This window comes from Nocardia sp. NPDC051833 (assembly GCF_040681225.1).
Classification (GTDB): Bacteria; Actinomycetota; Actinomycetes; order Mycobacteriales; family Mycobacteriaceae; genus Nocardia.
Map to the genome: position 1 here is coordinate 1,104,603 of NZ_JBFAYK010000002.1, position 21,932 is coordinate 1,126,534.

Annotated in this window: 23 protein-coding genes; 10 read left to right on the plus strand and 13 right to left on the minus strand. The window is 69.9% G+C overall.

Annotation, left to right across the window (positions count from 1 at the left end; genetic code table 11):
* Positions 1–30: 30 nt before the first annotated feature.
* Complete coding sequence (locus tag AB0L91_RS23265; protein WP_365013134.1) at positions 31–1,212, plus strand: DUF418 domain-containing protein; 1,182 nt, start codon at positions 31–33, stop codon at positions 1,210–1,212.
* A gap of 1 nt (position 1,213) precedes the next feature.
* Here the strand turns inward: AB0L91_RS23265 and AB0L91_RS23270 are convergent, their stop codons facing one another.
* The gene (locus tag AB0L91_RS23270) at positions 1,214–1,942 is read right to left on the minus strand and encodes a TetR/AcrR family transcriptional regulator (RefSeq protein WP_365013136.1); all 729 of its coding nucleotides are present in this window, start codon (positions 1,940–1,942) and stop codon (positions 1,214–1,216) included.
* An 82-nt stretch (positions 1,943–2,024) separates the two neighbouring features.
* On the opposite strand from AB0L91_RS23270, the gene AB0L91_RS23275 reads away from it, so the two are divergent.
* The 3 genes from AB0L91_RS23275 to AB0L91_RS23285 all read left to right on the plus strand — a co-directional run bounded on the left by AB0L91_RS23275 (position 2,025) and on the right by AB0L91_RS23285 (position 3,852).
* The gene (locus tag AB0L91_RS23275; RefSeq protein WP_365013139.1) at positions 2,025–2,324 is read left to right on the plus strand and encodes a DUF6412 domain-containing protein; all 300 of its coding nucleotides are present in this window, start codon (positions 2,025–2,027) and stop codon (positions 2,322–2,324) included.
* Between the two features lie 93 nt (positions 2,325–2,417).
* Positions 2,418–3,299 (plus strand): membrane protein insertase YidC, encoded by an 882-nt coding sequence (gene yidC, locus AB0L91_RS23280; protein WP_365013141.1) that lies wholly within the window; start codon positions 2,418–2,420, stop codon positions 3,297–3,299.
* A 19-nt stretch (positions 3,300–3,318) separates the two neighbouring features.
* Entirely contained in the window at positions 3,319–3,852 is a 534-nt protein-coding gene (locus AB0L91_RS23285; RefSeq protein WP_365013144.1) for an NUDIX domain-containing protein, read from the plus strand.
* On the opposite strand, the gene AB0L91_RS23290 is transcribed toward AB0L91_RS23285, so the two are convergent.
* A complete protein-coding gene (locus tag AB0L91_RS23290; RefSeq protein ID WP_355275517.1) occupies positions 3,846–4,154 on the minus strand; it encodes a hypothetical protein in 309 nt (102 codons plus the stop codon). The two genes, AB0L91_RS23285 and AB0L91_RS23290, sit on opposite strands and share 7 nt — an antisense overlap.
* Before the next feature lie 165 nt (positions 4,155–4,319).
* Complete coding sequence (locus tag AB0L91_RS23295; RefSeq protein ID WP_365013146.1) at positions 4,320–4,676, minus strand: arsenate reductase family protein; 357 nt, start codon at positions 4,674–4,676, stop codon at positions 4,320–4,322.
* A 68-nt stretch (positions 4,677–4,744) separates the two neighbouring features.
* Here AB0L91_RS23295 and AB0L91_RS23300 point away from each other — a divergent pair, with 68 nt between their 5' ends.
* Positions 4,745–5,248 (plus strand): nitroreductase/quinone reductase family protein, encoded by a 504-nt coding sequence (locus AB0L91_RS23300; protein WP_365013149.1) that lies wholly within the window; start codon positions 4,745–4,747, stop codon positions 5,246–5,248.
* A gap of 53 nt (positions 5,249–5,301) precedes the next feature.
* On the opposite strand, the gene AB0L91_RS23305 is transcribed toward AB0L91_RS23300, so the two are convergent.
* Genes AB0L91_RS23305 through AB0L91_RS23335 form a run of 7 tightly spaced genes read right to left on the minus strand, consistent with a single transcriptional unit; the run spans position 5,302 to position 12,334 of the window.
* The gene (locus AB0L91_RS23305) at positions 5,302–6,444 is read right to left on the minus strand and encodes an ABC transporter substrate-binding protein (RefSeq protein ID WP_365013151.1); all 1,143 of its coding nucleotides are present in this window, start codon (positions 6,442–6,444) and stop codon (positions 5,302–5,304) included.
* A gap of 13 nt (positions 6,445–6,457) precedes the next feature.
* Entirely contained in the window at positions 6,458–7,222 is a 765-nt protein-coding gene (locus AB0L91_RS23310; protein WP_355275525.1) for an ABC transporter permease subunit, read from the minus strand.
* Positions 7,219–8,043, minus strand: coding sequence for an ABC transporter ATP-binding protein (locus tag AB0L91_RS23315; RefSeq protein ID WP_355275527.1), 825 nt, complete (start codon positions 8,041–8,043; stop codon positions 7,219–7,221). Before AB0L91_RS23315 ends, AB0L91_RS23310 begins: the two co-directional genes overlap by 4 nt.
* Before the next feature lie 31 nt (positions 8,044–8,074).
* Positions 8,075–9,016 carry an ABC transporter permease subunit gene (locus AB0L91_RS23320; RefSeq protein WP_365013153.1) on the minus strand — a complete coding sequence of 314 codons (942 nt, stop codon included), beginning with the start codon at positions 9,014–9,016 and terminating at the stop codon, positions 8,075–8,077.
* Positions 9,013–10,050, minus strand: coding sequence for a TIGR03842 family LLM class F420-dependent oxidoreductase (locus AB0L91_RS23325; RefSeq protein WP_365013156.1), 1,038 nt, complete (start codon positions 10,048–10,050; stop codon positions 9,013–9,015). Before AB0L91_RS23325 ends, AB0L91_RS23320 begins: the two co-directional genes overlap by 4 nt.
* A 26-nt stretch (positions 10,051–10,076) precedes the next feature.
* Positions 10,077–11,498 (minus strand): dihydropyrimidinase, encoded by a 1,422-nt coding sequence (hydA, locus tag AB0L91_RS23330; RefSeq protein WP_365013159.1) that lies wholly within the window; start codon positions 11,496–11,498, stop codon positions 10,077–10,079.
* Positions 11,495–12,334, minus strand: a complete 840-nt coding sequence (locus AB0L91_RS23335; RefSeq protein WP_355275535.1) for a nitrilase-related carbon-nitrogen hydrolase — start codon at positions 12,332–12,334, stop codon at positions 11,495–11,497. The genes hydA and AB0L91_RS23335 overlap by 4 nt, the downstream gene beginning before the upstream one ends.
* A gap of 122 nt (positions 12,335–12,456) precedes the next feature.
* Here AB0L91_RS23335 and AB0L91_RS23340 point away from each other — a divergent pair, with 122 nt between their 5' ends.
* The 3 genes from AB0L91_RS23340 (at position 12,457) to AB0L91_RS23350 (ending at position 15,890) form a co-directional block, all read left to right on the plus strand.
* Positions 12,457–13,851: an aminotransferase class I/II-fold pyridoxal phosphate-dependent enzyme gene (locus AB0L91_RS23340; protein ID WP_365013163.1), complete on the plus strand. Its 1,395-nt coding sequence runs from the start codon at positions 12,457–12,459 to the stop codon at positions 13,849–13,851.
* A gap of 59 nt (positions 13,852–13,910) precedes the next feature.
* Complete coding sequence (locus tag AB0L91_RS23345; RefSeq protein WP_365013166.1) at positions 13,911–14,990, plus strand: amidohydrolase family protein; 1,080 nt, start codon at positions 13,911–13,913, stop codon at positions 14,988–14,990.
* Between the two features lie 204 nt (positions 14,991–15,194).
* Positions 15,195–15,890 (plus strand): peptidylprolyl isomerase, encoded by a 696-nt coding sequence (locus AB0L91_RS23350; protein WP_365013169.1) that lies wholly within the window; start codon positions 15,195–15,197, stop codon positions 15,888–15,890.
* Between the two features lie 308 nt (positions 15,891–16,198).
* Here the strand turns inward: AB0L91_RS23350 and arc are convergent, their stop codons facing one another.
* Positions 16,199–17,959 (minus strand): proteasome ATPase, encoded by a 1,761-nt coding sequence (gene arc / locus AB0L91_RS23355; protein ID WP_355275541.1) that lies wholly within the window; start codon positions 17,957–17,959, stop codon positions 16,199–16,201.
* Between the two features lie 201 nt (positions 17,960–18,160).
* Here arc and AB0L91_RS23360 point away from each other — a divergent pair, with 201 nt between their 5' ends.
* Together AB0L91_RS23360 and AB0L91_RS23365 are read left to right on the plus strand one after the other, a co-directional pair.
* Positions 18,161–18,685, plus strand: a complete 525-nt coding sequence (locus AB0L91_RS23360; protein WP_365013171.1) for a hypothetical protein — start codon at positions 18,161–18,163, stop codon at positions 18,683–18,685.
* Positions 18,686–18,835: 150 nt separating this feature from the next.
* Entirely contained in the window at positions 18,836–20,386 is a 1,551-nt protein-coding gene (locus tag AB0L91_RS23365) for an acyl-CoA carboxylase subunit beta (RefSeq protein ID WP_355275544.1), read from the plus strand.
* Between the two features lie 5 nt (positions 20,387–20,391).
* Here AB0L91_RS23365 and AB0L91_RS23370 read toward each other — a convergent pair whose 3' ends face one another.
* Together AB0L91_RS23370 and AB0L91_RS23375 are read right to left on the minus strand one after the other, a co-directional pair.
* The gene (locus tag AB0L91_RS23370; RefSeq protein ID WP_365013174.1) at positions 20,392–20,901 is read right to left on the minus strand and encodes a DUF4442 domain-containing protein; all 510 of its coding nucleotides are present in this window, start codon (positions 20,899–20,901) and stop codon (positions 20,392–20,394) included.
* A 124-nt stretch (positions 20,902–21,025) separates the two neighbouring features.
* On the minus strand, positions 21,026–21,859 hold the full coding sequence (locus tag AB0L91_RS23375) for a tRNA (adenine-N1)-methyltransferase (RefSeq protein WP_355275547.1): 834 nt from the start codon (positions 21,857–21,859) through the stop codon (positions 21,026–21,028).
* Positions 21,860–21,932: the final 73 nt, after the last annotated feature.

A 21,932-nucleotide genomic window follows, 5' to 3' on the forward strand; every position in this document is an offset into this window, starting at 1 on the left:
GGGCGGGGCCCGGCCGAGATACTCGAAGCCATGAGCGAATCCGTGCAACAGCTCACCGGTGAGGTGACCGAACGGCCGACCAGGCTGCTCGCGCTCGATGTCCTGCGTGGCATCGCGATCCTGGGCACCCTCGGTACCAATATCTGGATCTTCACCGATCCGGCCGGGTTGACCGGCTACATCGATGGGCTGGGCGCCGCCGCGACCGACGGCTGGCTGTGGACCGAGCGGGTGCTCCAGCAACTGGCCCAGGGCAAGTTCCTCGGCCTGCTGACGGTGATGTTCGGGATCGGGCTGGCCATCCAGCAGGATTCGGCTCGGCGCGGCGGACGCCGCTGGCCGGGCCGCTATCCCGTGCGAGCGGGCCTGCTGTTCCTGGACGGCCTGGTGAACTTCCTGCTCGTCGCCGAGTTCGACGTCCTGATGGGGTACGCGGTCACCGGCCTGGTCGTCGCCTACCTGCTGGCGACGAGCGACCGGGCGCAACGCCGGTGGCTGATCGTCGCGGCGTCGATCCACGTGACGATGCTGACCCTGATCGCGGCCGCCCTGACCTTCGCGCCCGCCGCAGAGCCGTCCGCTGCCGAACCCCTCGACCCGAATCCCTACGCGGACGGCTCCTTCTGGGATCTGGTGCTGTTCCGGATCGAGCACGCCGGGGCCTTCCGGGTGGAGGCGATCTTCGTCTTCCCGATGTCGGTGGCGCTGTTCCTGCTCGGCGCGCGGCTGTATCGCGCCGGAGTGTTCCAGCCCGCGGGGGCGCGCATCCGCCGCTGGCTGCTGGTGATCGGCTTCGGTATCGCGGCGCCGCTGGACTTCACGGTCGGTGTCTTCGGTGGCGGCGACCTGGTGCTGCTCACCCGCTACGGCACGGCGCCGTTCGTCGCGCTGGGCATTCTCGCGGCGGTCGCGGAGTTCTACCTGCGCAGGTCGCGGGTCGGCTATGCGGGGGCGCGGCTGAGCGAGGTCGGCCGGACGGCACTGAGCTGCTACATCCTGCAGAACCTGATCGCCGGAATGCTCTGCTACGGCTGGGGTTTCGGGCTCGCCGCGAGCGTCTCACCGTCCGCGCGGGTGCCGTTCACGATCGGGATCTACCTGCTGGTGGTCGTCCTGATCACGATGTTCGCCCACTTCTGGTTGCGCCGCTTCGAGCGCGGCCCGGTCGAATGGCTGTGGCAGCGCACCTATCAGCTGCTCACGCCGAGGTGAGTCAGCGCAGCCGCTCCGCCGGCGGCGGGGCAGCATCGGGCGCGACCAGCAGGTCGGCCACCAGCGAATCCCGTTGCAGCGGAACACCGAGGCTGCGGGCGTTGCCCTCGAACAGCGACAGCACCGATTCGGTCAGGATGCCCTGTATCTGTTCGGCCGACAGCACCGGTTCCGGATCGGCGCGCCAGCTGGCGACCACGCCGTCGACGAGGCCGACCATGCCGAAGGCCATCGGCCGGGCACGAGCGGGATCGATCCCGAAGCGGGCCAGCGTGGCGGCGAACATGTCGGCCAGCTGCCCACCGACCTGGCGCCCCGCGCCGCCCAGGGTGGCGGCGCCGCCGTCGGGCGCGGCGTCACCGAGGAAGCGGTGCAGATTGGGGTGGCGTTCGATCCAGCCGAGGTAGGTGCCGATGGCGCCCCGCACCGCGTCCTTGAGCGTCCCGTCCGGCTCCAGCGCGGGCAGCAACTCCGCGAGCAGCAGCTCCAGGATGCGCCGGCGGGCGAGGGCGTCGAGTTCGGCCCGGCCGCCGACGTGCCGGTACACCACCGGCCGGGGCAGGCCCAGGTGCTCGGCGATCAGCTGCACCGAGATCTCGAGCCCGTGTTCGTCGATCACCTCGATGGCGGCATCGATCATCTCCGCCCGGCGGCGGGCCTTGTGGCCGTGCCAGCGGGTGGCGCGCCCGTCACCGACGGGCTGCGCGTCCTGGGCGGAAGGTGCAGTCACAGTGCCAACGATACCCGGACCGGAGGTGACCGTGACACAGCGTTCCACCAACCACCCGCCGCCGATCGGTATGCTCGGCGGCATGCGGTCCCGGGCAGTGCTGATGGCGTACGCGGTGCTCGCGTGCGTGCTGCCCGCGTTCGTGCTGCTGACGACGCCCGGCGGCGACACCGCCCGCATGCTCGCCTTCGGCGCGGTCGCCGCGGCCATGGTGTGCGCGCTGGTCGCGATCACCACGCACCGGCAGCTGCCGATCCGGGTCGCCACCGCCGGTCCACCCCGCTCGGCCGAGCGCCGCCTGCGGGGTTCCTTTCTGCGCCAGAGCAATCCGGACGCCGCGGGCCGTCCACGTCCGCGTGCACCGGGGATCGATCACCACTGACGGGTAGCGCCGTGCGCGCCACCGGTCGGCTGCCGTGATCCCACTCCCCTCTCGTGCGCGCTCGCGCACGCTGTCCGGACAGGTCGTTCCGTCATGCTCGATTTCGTGTACTTCCCGGTGTCCGCCGTGCTCTGGTGCTGGCACCGGCTCCTCGCCGTCCCCCTCGGTCCCGCCGACGGCCTCGCCTGGCTGCTGGCCGTGGTCGCCCTCGTCGTCACCGTCCGCGCCCTGCTCGTCGTCCCGGCACTGCGGCAGGCCCGCTCCCAGGCCGTGCTGCGGTCGCTGCGACCACAGCTCGACAAGATCCGTGCCCAGCACCCCGGTGACCAGCGCGCGCAGGCCGAGAAGACCCGGGCGCTGCACCGCGACCACGGGGTGCGCCTGTTCGGCGGGTTCGTCCCGATGATCGCCCAGGCCCTGGTGCTCCTCGGCCTGTTCCACGTCCTGCGCTCGTTCGACCGCACCGGCGCCTACGCGGTCGGCCCGTTCGCCTCGACCGATGCCCCGCTGCCGCCCGCGGTGAACAGCGCGACGCCGAACTATCTGCTCGGGGTCCGCGAGGTGAACGCCTTCCTAGACGCCAGGGTCTTCGGCGCTCCGCTGTCGGCGACCCTGACCGGGGCGGGCGAGGTGTTCGTCTCGGTCGCCGCGCTCGCGATTCCACTGGTGCTGATCACCGCGCTCGCCACCCACCTCACCGCCCGGCTGACCCCGCCCGCGACCGACGCCACGTCCGCGATCCTGCGCCGGTTGTCGCTGTGGGTGTTCCCCGTGGGCGCGCTGGTCAGCGGCGCGATCCTGCCCGTCGCCGTGCTCACCTACTTCGCCACGAACGCGGTGTGGACGTGTGGGCAGCAGTACCTGATCCGCCGCAAGCTCGACGCCGAGGCCGCCGCCGCGGCGGCGCTGTCGGCCGCGCGCGCGAAGGCGGCCGCACCGCGACCGGGGGTGAAGCCGACACGGCGGCGCCGCTGAGACGCGTTACCCTCGGGCGGTGTCTGCGCATCCGGAGTCGGAACTGCTCGCCGTGTACGACGCCGCCGGTGCGGTGATCGACGCGGCCGAGCGGGGCACGGTCTATCGCGAGGGACTCTGGCACGCCAGCGCGGGCGTGCTGGTGCGCTCCACCGACGGCCACCGGATCTACGTCCACCGGCGCACCGACAGCAAACTCGTCTTCGCCGGCCTGCACGACTGCCTGGCCGGGGGCGTCGTCGACGCGGGCGAGGATCCGGCCGACACCGCCCGGCGCGAACTCCGCGAGGAACTCGGCATCACCCCGGACGCGGACACGCCGATCACCTTGCGCACCACCGCGTCCTGGGACGGCAGCTGGGCGGGCAGGCCGCTGCGCTGCCATCTGTTCGGCTACGAGATCCGCTCCGACGGCCCGGTCCACCACCAGCCGTCCGAGATCGCGGACGGCTGGTGGTGGACCGACGCCGAACTCCGTGCCCACCTGGCCGATCCGGCCTGGCCGTTCGTCCCCGACACCCGGATCCTGCTCGGCGAGCTGCTGGCTCAGTAGACGATCACCTGCCAGGTCTGCATGCTGAACGGCAGGTCACAGGCGGTTTCCGAGTGGAAGCCGCCGAACGCGGGCTGCCCGTAGCGCTCGTAGCTGCTGAACCAGCTCCACCAGGCCCAGCAGGTGACGCGAACCTGGTGCCAGACCGGGTCGCCACACTGGGAGAAGGCGCCGGTGCCGGCGATGGGGTTCACCGAGCAGTGGCCCGGTGGTTGCGCCTGGACGGGTCCGGCGAGCAGCGTCGAGGCGCCGATGAGACCGGCGGCCGTGGCTCCCACAGCGATCTTGCGTAGAGATTTCATGACAACCTCCCACCGCGTGGAGTTCCCGCTGTCGAACCCGCCGGCATCCACGTTCGGTTCGATATCCGCCTCGGGACACCGCGTCCCGATGATGTGATCTACATCACTCGAACCACGGTCGCCGTTACGCCCTCGTCCGAATAGTTATCGCCGGGCAAGCCACGATCAGTCGAGCGACCGCAGCGATTCCTCGTCGCGAGCCACCACCGCGCCACCATCGGCGGTGAGCACGATCGGACGCTGGATCAGCTTGGGGTGCACGGCGAGTGCGGCCAGCCACCGGTCGACATCGGCGTCGGTCCGACCCCAGCCCGCCATGCCGAGATCCTTGGCGATCTGCTCGCCGGTGCGGGTGATGTCCCACGGCCGGGCGCCGAGCCGGGCCAGCACCGCGCGCAATTCCTCGACCGTCGGCGGATCGTCGAGGTAGCGCCGCACCGTGTACTCGACTCCGGCGGCGTCCAGGTGCGCGGTGGCGTTGCGACTCTTCGTGCAGCGGGGGTTGTGCCAGATCTCGGTCATACCCGCAGCGTAGTGGGCGGGCACGGACGCGAACTGCGGGCGCGGGCGCACCGGCCGATACTGGAGGGATGAGCGACACCGCGCCCTCCGAAAACCCGTACGGCACCCCGACAACCACCGGTCCCGAACCGATCCGCCCCTCCCAGGGCCGGGTCAACGCCCTCGTCCGCGGCCTGCTGAAGGTGCCGGTGCTGTCCGGCATCGTCGGCAAGCGGCTGGCGACCCTGCACGTCACCGGCCGCAAGTCCGGCGCGGTCTACGCCGTCCCGGTCGCCTACACCGTCCACGACGGCGCGCTGCTGATCGGCACCTCCCTGCGCCCGTGGGTCAAGAACCTCCGCGGCGGCGCCGAGGTGCGCCTCTCGCGCGGCCGATCCCCCGAATCCTTCACCGCCACCGTGCATTCCGACGAGCAGGCGGTGCTCGACCTGTACACCGTGATCGCCCGCGACAACAAGCAGAACGCCAAGTTCAACGGTATCGGCTTCACCGCCGACGGCGAGCCGTCCAAGGCCGACATCTACCAGACCTGGCAGCAGGGCGGCGTGGTCGTCGAGCTGACCCCGCGCTGACCGCACGACGACGGCCCGGCGGACCCACCCGCCGGGCCGTCGTCGGGTCCGGCCTACTTGCCGCCTTCGGTGGGCGTGACCTGGGCGGGCTGGAATCCGGCTCCGGTCACGTCGACGCCGGCGGCCCGCAGCTGATCGAGGGCCTTGGTGACGTACTCGGTGGTGTAGGCGTCGGGGCCGGGGTCCTTGGTCAGCACCGTCGCGCCCTCGGCGTTCCTGGTCTCTTTGGCGATGGTCACCGTGCGGTCCCAGGCCGCCTTGTCGACGGTGCCGATCCCGGCCGGTGAGGGCCAGATCAGCTTGTTCACCTCGTTGATCTGCCACTGCTGGTGCCCGGCGCCCAGCGTCGCACCCGCGGCGACGGTGATGTCGCGGCACTTGTCGAGGTTGTCCCGGCAGAACGCCCAGCCTTTCAGCGAGGCGACCAGGAACTTCACCGTCTGCTCCTGGTACTTCGGATCCTTCAGCTTCTCGGTGTTGGCCCACAGCGCGTCCTGCAGCATCGCCACACCTTCGGCGTTCCAGTCGATGGTGGTGAAATCCTCGGCGGTGTAGAGCTTTCCGGTGGCCGGGTTCTTCGTCTCGAGCAGCTGGGCGTACTCGTTGTAGGACATGGCCTGGGCGGCGGCGATGTCCTTGGCGAGGAAGGCGTTCATGTCGAACTGCTGCTGGACCAGTTTCACGTCCTTGGCCGGGTCGATGCCCGCCTTGGTCATCCCGGCGAAGAGCTCGAATTCGTTGCCGTAGCCCCAGTTCCCGACGGTCTTGCCACGCAGGGCGGCCGGTCCGGTGATGTTGTCGGCCTTGAACGAGACCTGCTTGGTGCCCGAGCGCTGGAACACCTGCGCGATCTCGGTGATGCCGGCGCCCGCCTCCCGCGAGGCCAGCGCCTTGGGCACCCAGGCCACCGCGTAGTCGGCCTGGCCCTGGGCGAGCACGGTCTGCGGGACGATGTCGGTGCCACCGTCGAGGATCTCCACCGACAGCCCCTGCTCCCGGTAGAACCCCTGGTCGACGGCGGCCAGGTACCCGGCGAACTGGCCCTGTTTGAACCACTGCAACTGCAATTTCACCTTGGTGAGACCGTCGGCGGTGGTCTCCGAGGCGGTGTCGGTGGTGCTGCAGCCGGTCAGCGCGGCGGCGGCGAGCGCGGCCAGCGCCAGACAACTACGCAGCCGGAGTGCGGTCTTGCTCATGGATGGATCTCCCTCATCGGATCGTGGACAGCAGTGGGGTGCGGGGACGGCGGGTGAGCTGTTCGAGGAGCAGGACGGCGGCGAGGAAGACCAGGCCGACGGCCATCGCGCCGACCACGTACGCCCAGGCCCGCGGATAGGCGGTATTGGCGGCGGCGGAGGTGATCCGGCTGCCGAGCCCGTTCTGCAGGCCGCCGAAGTATTCGGCGATGACGGCCGCGATGACCGCGCCGGGCGCGGCGATCCGCAGCCCGGTGAACAGGTGCGGCAGCGCGGCGGGCAGCCGCACGGTGCGGGTGATCTGCCAGTCGGTGGCGGCGTAGGAGGTCATCAGGTCGGCCTGCACCTTGGGCACCTGCCGCAGGCCGCGCGCGGTACTGACGAACACCGGGAAGAACACGACGATGGTGACGACGATCCGGCGGGGTGTCTCCGTGGTGGTCGAGTACATCGTGTTCAGCAGCGGCGCGAGCGCCACGATGGGCACGGCGGCCGCGGCGGCGGCCAGCGGGGTGAGCAGCCCGTCGACGATCCGGAACCGCACCGCGAGCACGGCGGCGGCGATCCCGAGCACCGTCCCGACCACGAACCCGACCAGCGCGTTGGCCCCGGTGGCCAGCGCGGCGTCCAGGATCCGGCCCGCGTTGTCGACGAACTGCTCGGCGATCGCGCTCGGCGCGGGCAGCAGGAACGACGGCACCCCCGCCGCGACGGTGAGCACCTGCCACAGCGCCAGCACGACGACACCCACCACGATCGGCGGCAGCCAGGTCCTCACGGCAGGTCCCGTCCGGCCACGGCCTGCTCCGTGTGCTCCCCGCGCAGCGCGGCACGCACGGCGGCCACCGCGGCGAAGAACTCCGCCGAGGACCGCACGTCGGCGTCGGTGTCGCGCCCCCACCCGCCGGTGGGCACGATGTCGCTGATCCGGCCGGGTCGCGCCGAGAGCACCACCACCCGGTCCGACAGGTACACCGCTTCGGGGATCGAGTGCGTCACGAACACCACCGCGGCGCCGGTCTCCCCCGCGATCCGCAGCAGCTCGCCCTGCATCCGCTCCCTGGTCATCTCGTCGAGCGCGCCGAACGGCTCGTCCATCAGCAGCAGCGCCGGGGTCCGGGCCAGTGCCCGCGCGATCGCGACGCGCTGCTGCATCCCGCCGGAAAGTTCGGCCGGATAGCGGTCCGCGAACTCGGTGAGCCCCGCCATGGCGAGCAGTTCGGCGCTGCGGGCCCGGCGCTGCGCCTTGGGGACCCGGTGCAGTTCCAGCGGCAGTTCGACATTGGCGGCGACGGTGCGCCAGTCCAGCAGGCCCGCCTGCTGGAAGGCGATGCCGTAGTCCTGGTCGATCCTGGCCTGCCGGGCGGTCTTGCCGTGCACGGTCACGGTGCCGCCGGTCGGCGTCTCCAGATCGGCGATGATCCGCAGCAGGGTGGACTTGCCGCAGCCGGAAGGCCCGATGAGGGAGACGAATTCGCCCGGGGCGACGGTGAGGGAGACATCGGCGAGCGCGGTCACGGCACCGGCGGCGAAGGTCTTGCCGAGGTGGGTGAGTTCGACCGCCGGTGGCGGCGGGGCGCCGACTGCTGACGAGGTCATGCGATGCGTACTTCTTCCTGGACAACGAGAACTACGAGGAGGGATCGCCGGTGCCCGGCGGATGGTTGTAGCGGCGCACGGCCAGCTCGACGAGGCCGACCAGCCCCGTCAGCACCACCCCGAGCAGCGCCGCGGCGATGACCGCCGCGTAGAGCCGGGCGGCATCACCGGTGGCCTGCTGGGAGAACACGATGATCTGGCGGCCGATCCCGCCCGCGGTGCCGGTGGAGATCTCGGCGACCACCGCGCCGATCACGGCCGCGGCGGCGGCCAGCCGCAACGCGGGCATCAGCGACGGCACCGCGGCGGGAAAACGCAAGCGGGTCAGGGTCGCCCACCAGCCCGCCGAACAACTGCGCATCAGCTCCACCGAGGCCGGCGACGGCGCGTGCAGGCCGCGCAGCATGCCGATCGCGACCGGGAAGAACGCCAGGTAGGCGGCGATCACCACGATGCTCATCCACGGCCGCCACGGCTGCCCGCCGATGGCGAGCTTGCCGCCCCACGCGGCCACCAGCGGGGCCAGCGCGATCAGCGGAACGGTCTGCGAGAGCACGACATACGGCAGGATGCCGCGCTCGAGCGGGCCGAACCGCTGCATCGCCACCGCGAGCGCGATGCCGATCACCGTGCCGAGCAGCAGCGCGAGCAGGGCGAGCGTCAGGGTGAATCCGGCGGTGCGCAGCAGCGTCGTGCCGACGGTGCCGGTGCCGTCGGCCTCGCCGAGCACGGTCACCACCGACCACACGTGCGGCAGCGCGGCGTCGCCGGTGCGCGGCAGCACCCGCACCCCGCCGATGCTCACGCAGTCGGCCGGGACGAGCAGTTTCACCAGTTCCCAGATCACCGCGACCGACACGAACGCGGCGACCGCGTAGCCGATGCGCGCCGCGCGGGCCCGGTGCGCCGAGCGGGGCCGCAGCGGCGCGGGCGCGAGCACCGTCACCGGCGATTCCGGCGCCACCGCGGTCATCCGGCGTCCCTGGTGGCCGTGACCGGCAGGTGCAGCCGGGGCAGCACCTGCTCGCCGTAGGCCTCGAGGGTGGCCGTCTTGGCGTCGTGCTGCAGGTAGACGGCGAACTGGTCGACGCCGAGCCGCTCCAGCTCCCACAGCCGTTCCAGCTGGTCGTCGGGCGTGCCGAGCAGGCAGAACCGGTCGACGATCTCGTCGGGCACGAACTCCGCGTGCGTATTGCCCGCCCGTCCGTGCTCGTTGTAGTCGTAGCCCTTCCTGCCCGCGATGTAGTCGGTGAGCGCGGCCGGGATATCGCCGCCCGCACCGTATCTCGCGACGATGTCGGCGACGTGGTTGCCGACCATCCCGCCGAACCAGCGACACTGCTCCCTGGCGTGGTCGAGCCCGGCCGGGGTCCCGTCGGTGACGTAGGCGGGTGCGGCGACGCAGATCGTGACCGAGCGGGGATCGCGGCCGGCGGCCTCGGCGGCGCCGCGCACCTTGGCGATGGTCCACGCGGTGATGTCGGGGTCGGCGAGCTGGAGGATGAAGCCGTCGGCCACCTGACCGGTCAATTCGAGGGCCTTGGGCCCGTACCCGGCGACCCACACCTCCAGCCGGGAGTCCGCGGCCCACGGGAACCGCACCTCGGTGTCGCCGACCCGGGCGGTGCGCCCGTTGGCGAGTTCGCGGATCACCTCCACCGAGTTCCGCAGCGTCGCCAGCGTGGTCGGCTTGCCGCCGAGGGTGCGCACCGCCGAATCACCGCGTCCGATACCGCAGATGGTGCGGTTGCCGAACATCTCGTTGAGCGTGGCGAAGGTCGACGCGGTGACCGTCTGGTCCCTGGTCGCCGGGTTGGTGACCATGGGACCGACGATCACCTTGCGGGTGGCGGCCAGGATCTGGCTGTAGATCACGTACGGCTCCTGCCACAGCAGGTGCGAGTCGAACGTCCAGACATGCGAGAACCCGTGTGTCTCGGCCACTCTGGCCAGCTCGATCACCCGCGACGCGGGTGGGGTGCACTGCAGGACGACACCGATGTCCATGGCACTCTCCGTTCGGATAGGGGTTCTTACAGGAGGTTCTGCGACAGCCCGCGCCGCACGAAACGGCCGTGCCCGGCGCGGCCGTGATAGGTGCCGCCGTCGACGATCACCCGGCCACGGGACAGGACGGTGTCGACGTGGCCGTCGATCTCGAAGCCCTCCCAGGCCGAGTGGTCCATGTTCATGTGGTGGGTCTTGCCGAGGCCGATGCTGGTGTGCCCGTTCGGGTCGTAGATCACCACGTCGGCGTCGGCGCCCGGACTGATGACACCCTTGCGCGGATACATCCCGAACATCCGGGCCGGCGCGGTGCAGCAGACCTCCACCCAGCGTTCCAGCGAGATCCGCCCGTCCTTGACGCCCTGGAACAGCAGGTCCATCCGATGTTCGACGCCGCCGATCCCGTTGGGGATCTTGCTGAAATCGCCGAGGCCGAGTTCCTTCTGATCCTTCATGCAGAACGGGCAGTGGTCGGTGCTGACCGCGGTGACGTCACCGGTGCGGATGTAGCGCCACAGTTCGTCCTGGTGGCCCTCGGCCCGCGACCGCAGCGGGGTCGAGCAGACCCACTTGGCGCCCTCGAAACCCGGTGCGCCCAGCTGTTCTTCGAGCGAGAGGTACAGGTACTGCGGACAGGTCTCGGCGAAGACGTTGCGGCCCGCGTCGCGCGCGGTGACGATCTGTTCCATCGCCTGCTTGGCCGAGACGTGCACCACGTACAGCGGCGCGCCGGTCAGCTGCGCCAGCATGATCGCCCGGTGGGTCGCCTCCTCCTCCATTTCCCACGGCCTGCTGGTCCCGTGGAAGTACGGCGCGGTGTCGCCGCGGGCCAGCGCCTGCTCCACCAGCACGTCGATGGCGATGCCGTTCTCGGCGTGCATCATCAGCAGCGCGCCGAGGTCACCCGCGGTCTGCATGGCCCGCAGGATCTGCCCGTCGGTGGAGTAGAAGACGCCCGGATAGGCCATGAACAGCTTGAAGCTGGTGATGCCCTCCGCGACGAGTTCGCTCATCCCCTTCAGCGATTCGTCGTTGACGTCACCGATGATCTGGTGGAAGCCGTAGTCCACGGCGCAGTTGCCCGCCGCCTTCTCGTGCCATTCGGCCAGGGTGTCCTGCACCCGCTGCCCCGGCTTCTGCACCGCGAAATCGACGATGGTGGTGGTGCCGCCCCAGGCCGCGGCCCTGGTGCCGGTCTCGAAGGTGTCGCTGGCCTCGGTGCCGCCGAACGGCAGCTGCATATGGGTGTGGCCGTCGACGCCGCCGGGGATCACGTACTTGCCGGTCGCGTCGATGACGGTGTCGGCGGTGGCGGCCAGGTCGGACCCGAGCGCGGTCGAGCCCGGGTGCAGCACCGCGACGATGGTCTCGTCCTCGATCAGCACGTCGAGCAGCTGGGACCCGGTGGCGCTCACCACCGTCCCGCCGTGGATGAAGGTGCGCATCACGGCTCCACCAGCGATCCGTAGGCGTCGGGTCTGCGGTCGCGGTAGAAGGCCCACCGATCGCGCACCACCTTGATCAGGTCCATGTCGAGATCACGGACGACCAATTCCGGCGCGGTGTCGGAGGCGACCTCGCCGACGAATTTCCCCTCCGGGTCGACGAAATAGCTCGTGCCGTAGAAATCGTCGTCGCCGTATTCGGCTTCGATCCCGACCCGGTTGATCGCGCCGATGTAATACTCGTTGGCCACCGCGGAGGCCGGCTGTTCCAGCTTCCACAGATAACTCGACAGTCCACGCGAGGTCGCCGACGGGTTGAACACGATTTCCGCGCCCGCGAGTCCGAGTGCCCGCCACCCCTCCGGGAAATGGCGGTCGTAACAGATGTAGACCCCCACCTTGCCGACCGCGGTGTCGAACACCGGCCAGCCCAGATTGCCCGGCCGGAAGTAGAACTTCTCCCAGAATCCGCGCACCTGCGGAATGTGGTGTTTGCGGTATTTGCCCAGGTAACTACCGTCGGCGTCGATCACCGCCGCGGTGTTGTACAGCACGCCCGGCTGCTCCTGCTCGTACACCGGCAACACCATCACCAGATTCAGTTCGGCGGCCAGGGCGGCGAACCGCTCGGTCGTCGGGCCGGGCACCGATTCGGCGTAGTCGTAGAACTTCGGGTCCTGCTGCTGGCAGAAATACGGTCCGTAGAACAACTCCTGGAAGCAGATCACCTGCGCGCCCTGCGCCGCCGCCTGCCGGGCGTAGTCCTCGTGGGCCTTGATCATGGATTCTTTGTCGCCGGTCCAGGTGGTCTGGACCAGGGCCGCTCTGACGATTCCCATGCTTTGTTATATTGCCCCCTCCGACGATCGCATTGTGTTACATCTGCGCGGAAACAGTTTCGTTGTCGTAAAACCTGGCGGTGTACCGGGGATAGGGTTTGTTACGGCCGCAGAATGGGGCCATGACCGACGTCTCGCCGACCGTGCTGCCCGCGGACTTCGCCGGGGACCTCGACGAGCGCAGCGCCGCCGGGATCGCCGCCGCCGTCGGCCGCCGGATCCGTTCCGGCGCACTGGCTCCCGGAACCCGGCTGCCGACCGTGCGCGAGGTCGCGCGGGAGCTGCGGGTCTCCCCCGCCACCGTCAATCAGGCGTGGCGAGCGCTGGCGGCCACCGGCGCGATCGTCGCCAGGGGGCGGGCGGGCACCTTCGTCGGTGAGCTGCCGCCGGAGCCCGCCGGGCGCTACCAGCGGCTGCATTCGCCCTCCGACAACGCCTTTCGCGTCGATCTGTCCCGCGGCACCCCCGATCCGGCGCTGCTGCCCGATCTGGCCGCCGCCCTGCACGCCCTGTCCCGCGACACCGCGCCGGGCGATCTGTCGGCGCACTATCTCGGCGAGGCGGTGCTGCCCGCCCTCGCCGCGACGCTGCGGGCCGACTGGCCGTGGCCGTGCGAGCGGCTGGCCGTGCTCGACGGCGCGCTCGACGCGGTCGACCGGCTGCTCGCCGCGCATGTCCGCTTCGGCGACCCGGTCATCGTGGAAGACCCCTGCTTTCCGCCGTTCCTCGATCTGCTGACCCGCCTCGGCGCCCGGCCGATCGCCGTGCGCCTCGACGAATCCGGTTTCCGCCCCGAGGAATTCGCGCGCGCCTTCGACGGCCCCGCACCCCGGGCGGTGATCCTGCAACCGCGCGCGCACAACCCCACCGGCGCCTCGCTCGACGCCGCCCGGGTCCGCGCGCTCGCGGCGCTACTGGCCCCGCACCCCGCCCTGATCATCGAGGACGACCACTCCGCCGGCATCGCGACCAGTCCGCTGCGCTCGCTCGCCGCCCGCTTCCCCGACCGCGGCGTCTACATCCGCTCGTACTCCAAATCCCATGGCGCCGATCTGCGCCTGGCCGTGGCGGGCGGCCCCGCGGCGCTGCTGGATCCGGTGGTCGAGCGCCGTATGCTCGGCCCCGGCTGGTCCAGCCGCCTGCTCCAGCGCGTGCTGCTCACCATGCTGGACGACGCGGACGCCCGCGCCACCGTCACCCGCGCCCGCCGCGAGTACCGCCGCCGCGCCACCGCCCTGCGCCGCGCCCTGGCCGCCCACGGCGTCACCGTCACCCCCGGCGACGGCATCAACCTCTGGCTCCCCGTCCACGACGAGAACGCCGCCATGATCAGCCTCGCCGCCGCGGGCATCAAAGCCGCGCCCGGCGGCCCCTTCGCCGTAGCCACCCACCCGGCGACCGACCACCTGCGCCTCACTCTCGGTGCCCTGCCCCCCACCGACCTCCCCTGGGTGGCCACCGAACTGGCCACCGCTACCACGGCCACCCCCACCTACCGCCGCATCCGCCGGAGCTGAGGACCACTGCTGTCCGCCGTGGCCACCCGGCAGCTACTGACACGTGTTCTACTTCAGGCATGGGGACAGCTCACAGAAATGTGACCACGCTGAAGAACATTCGCGTCTTCGACGGTCGAAAGATCGGTGATCCGACCTCGCTCGTCATCGACGGTGCGGTCATCGGCTCGGGTACCGGGACCGGCGAAGTCGTCGATGGCGCGGGCGGGGTGCTGCTGCCCGGCTTCATCGACTGCCACGTCCATCTGGACGGCCCGGAGGTGATGGACCGGTTCGTGACACATGGCGTGACCACCGCGCTGGACATGGCGACGGTGCTGCCGGATCTGATCGGGTCGCTCCGGGACGGCCCCCTCGGGGCCGGCGTGCGCAGTGCCGGCCTGCCGATCATCGGCCCGGCCGGAGCGCACGCCAGGATTCCCGGGATGGCCGCCGCGGCTGTCATCACCGGTCCGGAGCAGGCCGAAGCGATGGTGGCGCAGCGCGCGGCGGCGGGCGCGGACTACATCAAGCTGATCCTGGAAGAGCCGGGAGAGGGCGGACCCGACACCGCTGCGGCGAAGGCCGTCGTAGTCGCCGCGCACGCGCGGGGCCTGAAAGTCGTCGCCCATACCTCGAGGTCCGGTTCCTACGCGATGGCAGTGGACGCCGGTGTCGACGTGTTCACCCATGTTCCACTGGGCGAGGGGTTGCCCGCCGTCGAACTCGGACGGATGGCCGCCGGTGGGCACATCGTCGTTCCGACGCTCACCATGATGGAGGGCGTCGCCGAAAAGTACGGTGTCGGTGCCGCATTCGCGAGTTCGCTGGCCACGGTCGCAGCCTTGCACGAGGCGGGTGTACCGGTCCTGGCCGGTACGGATGCCAATGCGACACCCGGTGTCCCGTTCCATCCGGAGCACGGCGTGAGCCTGCACCACGAACTGGAGCTCCTGGTCCAGGCCGGGCTCTCGACCGTGGACGTCCTGCGGGCGGCGACTGTGCTGCCCGCGGCGCACTTCGGGCTCGCCGATCGTGGCGCGATCCGACCCGGCCTGCGCGCCGACCTGGTCCTGCTCGACGGCGACCCGGTCGCGGATATCCGCGCGACCAGGGCCGTCCGCAAGGTGTGGAGCGGCGGTGCCGAGTACCGAAGGTAGGTCTCGATGCCGCCCCGGCCGATGATCTGGCGGCGCGCAACGACCGCGAGCGGGCCGGGTCGTCGCCTTCCCGGAACTGCTCGGGGTACCGGCCCGGCCAGCCGGGCAACCGATTCGGCGGTCCCTCTCCACAGCACGGCCGCGACTGGCAGGATGCGCGGTACATCGTCCGGCAGCACCCCATTCCGAGGAGACACCGTCCAGGTGAGCAGTCATTCGCAGGACCGTTCCGTCGTCGGCACCACCCGGCGAGCCGCCTTCGGCCTCGGCGCCGTCGTGGCAGCAGTGGTGGCGATCGCCCCCGTCGCCCAGGCCGTGCCCGCCCATCAGGGTTTCGTCCCCGGCTGCGCCCTCCTGGCCGCGCCCGGCGCGCCGAACGGCAAGCAGTGGACCACCGAACCCGCCCTCACGATCGACCCGGCGGCCGCCTACACCGCGACGCTCGACACCACCTGCGGCACCATCTCGATCGCACTCGACGCCGCCGCGGCGCCGCGCACGGTGAACTCGTTCGCGTTCCTGGCGAACGAGGGCTACTTCGACCACACCCGCTGTCACCGGCTGACCACCCAGGGCATCTACGTCCTGCAGTGCGGCGATCCCACCGCGACCGGCATGGGCGGCCCCGGCTACAAGTTCGGCGACGAGAACCTCACCGGCGCGGTCTACCCGGCGGGCACCGTGGCGATGGCCAACGCGGGCCCTGGCACCAACGGCAGCCAGTTCTTCCTGGTCTACCGCGACACCCAGCTGCCGCCGAACTACACCCCGTTCGGCCGGATCACCGCGGGGATGGACGCGCTGAACACCATCGCGAACGCCGGCGTCGCCGGTGGCGGGGCCGACGGCACCCCGGTGGCCGATGTGGTGTTCAACGCGGTGACCACCGCACAGGGCTGATCAACGACCGAGGGCCGCGTCTCCGGGAGTGGGAGACGCGGCCCTCGTCGGACGGCTGTGATCAGCCGGCGCTGATCGAGCTGAACAGGTTCTGAATGGTCTGCAGGATGATCTCGGTCAGCAGATCAGCGGCGGAACCGGCCATGACAACACTCCTCGTTTACGGGTCCTCATCAGGTGTAACGAACATCTGAAGCGTGCCCTATCCACTCTGTGTCGCGTGGCGTTTTCGGGAAAAAAATTCACACTGTCCCGGTACGCGGGAAGGCCGCGCTCCCCGAGGGAACGCGGCCTTCCGCCGATCGGCCCTACAGGTACTGACCGGTGTTCGACTCGGTGTCGATCGCGCGGCTGGCCGAGGCGTTCTTGCCCGTGACCAGGGTACGGATGTAGACGATCCGCTCGCCCTTCTTGCCCGAGATCCGAGCCCAGTCGTCCGGGTTGGTCGTGTTGGGCAGGTCCTCGTTCTCGGCGAACTCGTCGACGATCGAGTCGAAGAGGTGCTGAATCCGCAGACCCGGGTTGCCGGTGTCGAGCACGGCCTTGATCGCGTACTTCTTCGCCCGGTCGACGATGTTCTGGATCATCGCGCCGGAGTTGAAGTCCTTGAAGTACAGGACCTCCTTGTCACCGTTGGCGTAGGTGACCTCCAGGAACCGGTTGTCGTCGCTCTCGGCGTACATCCGCTCGACGACCTTCTCGATCATCGCCTCCACGCACGCGGCCTTGTCGCCGTCGAACTCGCGCAGATCGCTCTCGTGCAGCGGCAGCGTCTCGGTGAGGTACTTGGAGAAGATGTCCTGCGCCGACTCCGCGTCCGGCCGCTCGATCTTGATCTTCACGTCCAGGCGGCCCGGCCGCAGGATCGCGGGGTCGATCATGTCCTCGCGGTTGGACGCGCCGATCACGATGACGTTCTCGAGACCCTCGACACCGTCGATCTCCGAGAGCAGCTGTGGCACCACGGTGGTCTCCACATCGGAGGAGACACCCGAACCACGGGTCCGGAAGATCGAGTCCATCTCGTCGAAGAACACGATCACCGGGGTGCCCTCGGAGGCCTTCTCCCGCGCCCGCTGGAAGATGATCCGGATGTGGCGCTCGGTCTCACCGACGAACTTGTTGAGCAGCTCGGGGCCCTTGATGTTGAGGAAGAAGGACTTGGCCTCCTTGGCGTCCTCACCACGGGCTTCGGCGATCTTCTTGGCCAGCGAGTTGGCAACGGCCTTGGCGATCAACGTCTTACCGCACCCGGGCGGACCGTAGAGCAGCACACCCTTGGGCGGGCGCAGCGCGTACTCGCGGAACAGATCCTTGTGCAGGAAGGGCAGTTCCACCGCGTCGCGGATCTGCTCGATCTGCCTGCCGAGGCCACCGATGTCGGTGTAGTCGACGTCGGGAACCTCTTCCAGCACAAGGTCTTCGACCTCGGCCTTGGGCACCCGCTCGAAGGCGAAGCCGGCCTTGGTGTCGACCAGCAGCGAATCGCCGGGGCGCAGTTTGCGAATCGGGGAATCCGGGTCGTCGACGTCGTCGTACTCGGCGATCTTGGACAGCGGGCCGGACAGCCAGACCACGCGCTCCTCGTCGGCGTGGCCGACCACCAGGGCCCGCCTGCCGTCGTCGAGAATCTCGCGTAGCGTGCCGATTTCGCCGATGGCGTCGAAGTTCCCGGCCTCCACGACCGTGAGCGCTTCGTTGAGGCGCACGGTCTGGCCGTATTCGAGCGTCGCGACGTCGATATTGGGCGAGCAGGTGAGGCGCATCTTGCGACCGGAGGTGAAGACGTCGACCGTCTGATCCTCGTAGGTGTGGATGACGATGCCGTAGCCGCTGGGCGGCTGACCGAGGCGATCGACTTCCTCACGCAGGGCGATCAGTTGCTGGCGCGCTTCCTTGAGCGTGTCCATCAACTTGCCGTTGCGGATGGTCAGCGAATCGATCCGTGCTTCCAATTCGCGTGCGCGATCCGGCGAGTCGGCGAGTTGTCTGCGAAGAGCAGCCGCCTCGGCGCGTACCGCCTCGAGCTCTCGCCAGGCCGCCGAATCCGAATTCTCGTTGGGGCTCATGATGCTGCTCCTCCCAGTCCCGGTCTTTCAACGCTACCGGGCGCGGTCCGTTCTCGCTTTCCGACATGGTTTCGTCGTGATCACATCTTGTACGGCAGGTACGACATCGGCCGCCGAATTCTGCGTGTTAGGCTCCCCTAACACTCCGATCCCGGGCAGCAGGCGAGTGCCCTCGCCCATCGAGCCGAAAGGTTGCCGAGCATGCTCCTTCCTACCCGCACGATCCGTGTCACCGTCGCTACCGCCGCTGCGGCGCTCGCCGTCACCGTCGGACTGACCGGTTGCGGCGGCTCCGACGATTCCTCGACGAAGGCCACCAGCAGCAGTACCAGTATCGCGGCCGCTCCGTCCAGCATTTCGGCAACTCCGTCCGGTGACAACGCCGCCGCCCCCACCGCCGATTCCCTGAAGGCGACGTTGATCAAGTTCTCGGATCCGGCGCTGTCCACCGACGAGAAGGCGAAGCTGATCGTCAACGGCGACGCGCGCAAGTCCAACATCGACCAGATGAACGGCATGCTCGCCGGCTACACCCTCACCTTCGCCGTCGACAACGTCGTGACCAGCGGAAACACCGCGACCGCCGAGGTGACCATCACCTCGCCGCACGGCACGGCGCCCGCCTTCCCGGTCACCTGGGAGCAGGTCGACGGCACCTGGAAGATCTCCGATGCCAGCGGCTGCCTGCTGCTCGGCTTCGCCCAGGCCCCCTGCACGCCCGCCTGACGCCCGTCACGGCCCCGCGCTGTCCGGGTATCCAGCCGGGGCCGTTCGCTCGCTGTGAACTGCACAGAGAACCCGCGGTAGCCGGTTCCCGGTGACCTCCGTCCCTAGCGTGTCGCGAGACATGACCGTGTGGGCGAAGGGCTGGATGCGATGCCGGGTACGCGAGAGAAGCTGGAACGACTGCGGGAGTCGCTGGCGCAGGCCGCCGAACCCGCGGGCGCGGGCGGGGTCGCCAAGCGCGCCGCCAAGGGCATCCCGAGCGTCCGCGAACGGGTGCGTTCGCTACTGGACCCCGGCAGCTTCCTCGAGATCGGCGCGCTGGCCCGCCAGCCGGGCAACCCGAACGCCCTCTACGGCGACGGGGTGGTCACCGGGCGCGGACTGATCGACGGCAGGCCGGTGGTGGTCGTCGCCCACGATCAGACCGTGTACGGCGGCACGGCGGGCGAGGTGTTCGGCCGCAAGGTCGAGAACGCGCTGCGGTTCGCCTTCGACAAGGCCTGCCCGGTGGTCGCGATCAACGACTCCGGCGGCGCGCGGATCCAGGACGCGGTCGCCTCGCTGGCCTGGTTCGCCAAGATGAGCAGGCGCCAGGAGCGGCTGTCCGGGTTCGTGCCGCAGGTGTCGATCATGCTCGGCAAGTGCGCGGCGGGCGCGGTCTACGGGCCGGTCAACACCGATGTGCTCGTCGCCACCGAGAACTCCTACATGTTCGTCACCGGGCCCGAGGTGATCAAGGCGGTCACCGGCGAGGACGTCAGCATGGAGGAGCTCGGCGGCGCGCACAACCAGGTCCGCAACGGCACGATCCACCACGTCAGCGCCACCGAGCAGGAGGCCTTCGCCTGGGCCAGAGCGTATTTGAGCTTCCTGCCGTCGAGCTGCCTGGAGCAGCCGCCGATCGTCAATCCCGGGCTGGAGCCCGAGACCACCGTCAGCGACCGGGAACTCGACGCGATCATCCCCGATTCGGATCGCGAAGGCTACGACATGCACGAGATCCTGCTGCGGATCTTCGACGACGGCGACTTCCACGAGATCCGTTCGGGCACGGCCCAGAACCTGATCACCGGCTTCGCCAGGGTCGACGGCAGGCCGATCGGGGTCGTCGCCAATCAGCCGCTCGTCCTCGGCGGGGCGATCGACGCCCGATGCTCCGACAAGGCGACCCATTTCATCCGCCTGTGCAACGCGTTCGGGCTACCGTTGGTCTTCGTCGCCGACACGCCCGGCGTGCTGCCCGGCGTCGAGGAGGAACGCAACGGGGTGATCGTGCGCGGCGGGCGGGTCTTCCGCGCCATCATCGAGGCGACGGTGCCGATCGTCAACCTCGTCGTGCGCAAATCCTATGGCGGCGCCTACGGATTCATGGCCTGCAAGCAGATCGGCGCCGACGTCAGCTTCGCCTGGCCGACCGCGCGCATCGCGGTGATCGGCGCCGAGAGCGCGGTCGACCTGATCGGCCGCAAGCAACTCCAGCAGGTCCCCGAGGAGCAGCGCGCGACCGTGCGCGACGCCATGATCGACCACTACAACGCCACCGTCGCCACCCCCTGGGTGGCCGCCGAGCGCGGCTACATCGACGCGGTCATCGAGCCGTCGCAGACCCGCCTCGAGATCCGGCACGCGCTGCGCCTGCTGCGGGAGAAGGAGCAGTCAGCGGAACCGAATCCGCGCAAGCACAGCCTGTTCCCGGTCTGAACCGCTCAGTCCGGCAGCCGCCGGACGTAGAGCTGCTGCGCGGCGCGGGCGACGAGGGTGCCGTTCGCGTCGACGATCTCGGCACTGTGCTCGGTGATCGATTTCGCGCCCGCCGCGGTCGCCTCGCGGATCTCGGCGACCTGGTCGCGCGAGAGCCCCATGGTGGCGGTGACGGTGCCGCGGCCGGGACGGAGGAATTCGATGGACCCGGTGATGTTCCAGATCCGGTAGCCGCGGCCGAGCTGGCCGTAGGCCATGATCGCGAAGAACGGGTCGGTCATCGAGTACAGGGTGCCGCCGAACGCGGCCCGGTTCGGGCTGTTGCGGTTCCACGGCCGGACCCGATAGTCGACGCGGACCGACGTCCAGTCGGCGGCAATGTGCTTCACCCGGACCCCGCCGAACAGGTAGGGCGGGAAGACGTTGAACACCGCGCGATACAGGCGCGGGGAATCGCCGGGATACAGCATCCCGGCGGACGGGTCCTTCGTCGCGGACGGTTCGGTACTCGGCATGGGTTCCCTCCCTGACCCGGCCGCCGGGCCGGGTTCCGTGCCGCTCCCCGGGGAGCGGCTCACGATGTGGGCACGCGCGCGCCCACCTCGAAAGCTGCCCCGGATCCGGGGAGCCGAAACCTCGTCAGCCCTTCGACGGCCGCCGCTGCGGCTTGGGGGTGACCGTACCCTCGGCGAGGCGGCGGGCGCTCACCAGGAAGGCAGTGTGCCCCTGCATGCGGTGCTCGGGCCGCACGGCCAGGCCGACGACGTGCCAGCCGCGCACCATCGACTCCCACGAGCGCGGTTCGGTCCAGCACTCCTGCTCGCGCAGCGCCTCGACGACCTTCGACAGCTGGGTCACCGTGGCGACGTAGACGACCAGCACACCGCCGGGGACCAGCGCCTTGGACACCGCGGGCAGCGCGTCCCAGGGGGCGAGCATGTCCAGGACCACCCGGTCGACCTGCTCACCCTCGTACTGGGCGACGTCGGCGACGGTCAGCGACCAGTTCGCCGGGCGCTCGCCGAAGAAGGTCTCGACATTGCGGATGGCGTGCTCGGCGTGGTCGTCGCGGATCTCGTAGGAGATCACCTCGCCCTCGGGGCCGACCGCGCGCAGCAGCGAGCAGGTCAGCGCGCCGGAGCCGGCCCCCGCCTCGAGCACCCGCGCGCCGGGGAACACATCGCCCTCGTGGACGATCTGCGCCGCGTCCTTCGGGTAGATGACGGCCGCGCCGCGCGGCATCGACAGTACGTAGTCGACGAGCAGGGGGCGCAACGCCAGGTAGGGGGTGCCGTTGGTGGACTTCACGACGGTGCCCTCGTCGGTGCCGATGAGGTCGTCGTGCTTGATGCCGCCGCGGTGGGTGTGGAACTCCTTCCCCTCCTCCAGCACCACCGTGTAGAGGCGCCCCTTGGCATCGGTCAGCTGCACCCGGTCCCCGATGGTGAATGGACCGGTCCGTCTGGCCGTCATGTATCTCCGTTCTTCGAGTGAAGCCTCCAGCCTGCCAGGTCGGCGCGATCACCCACCGAACGGGGTGACACCG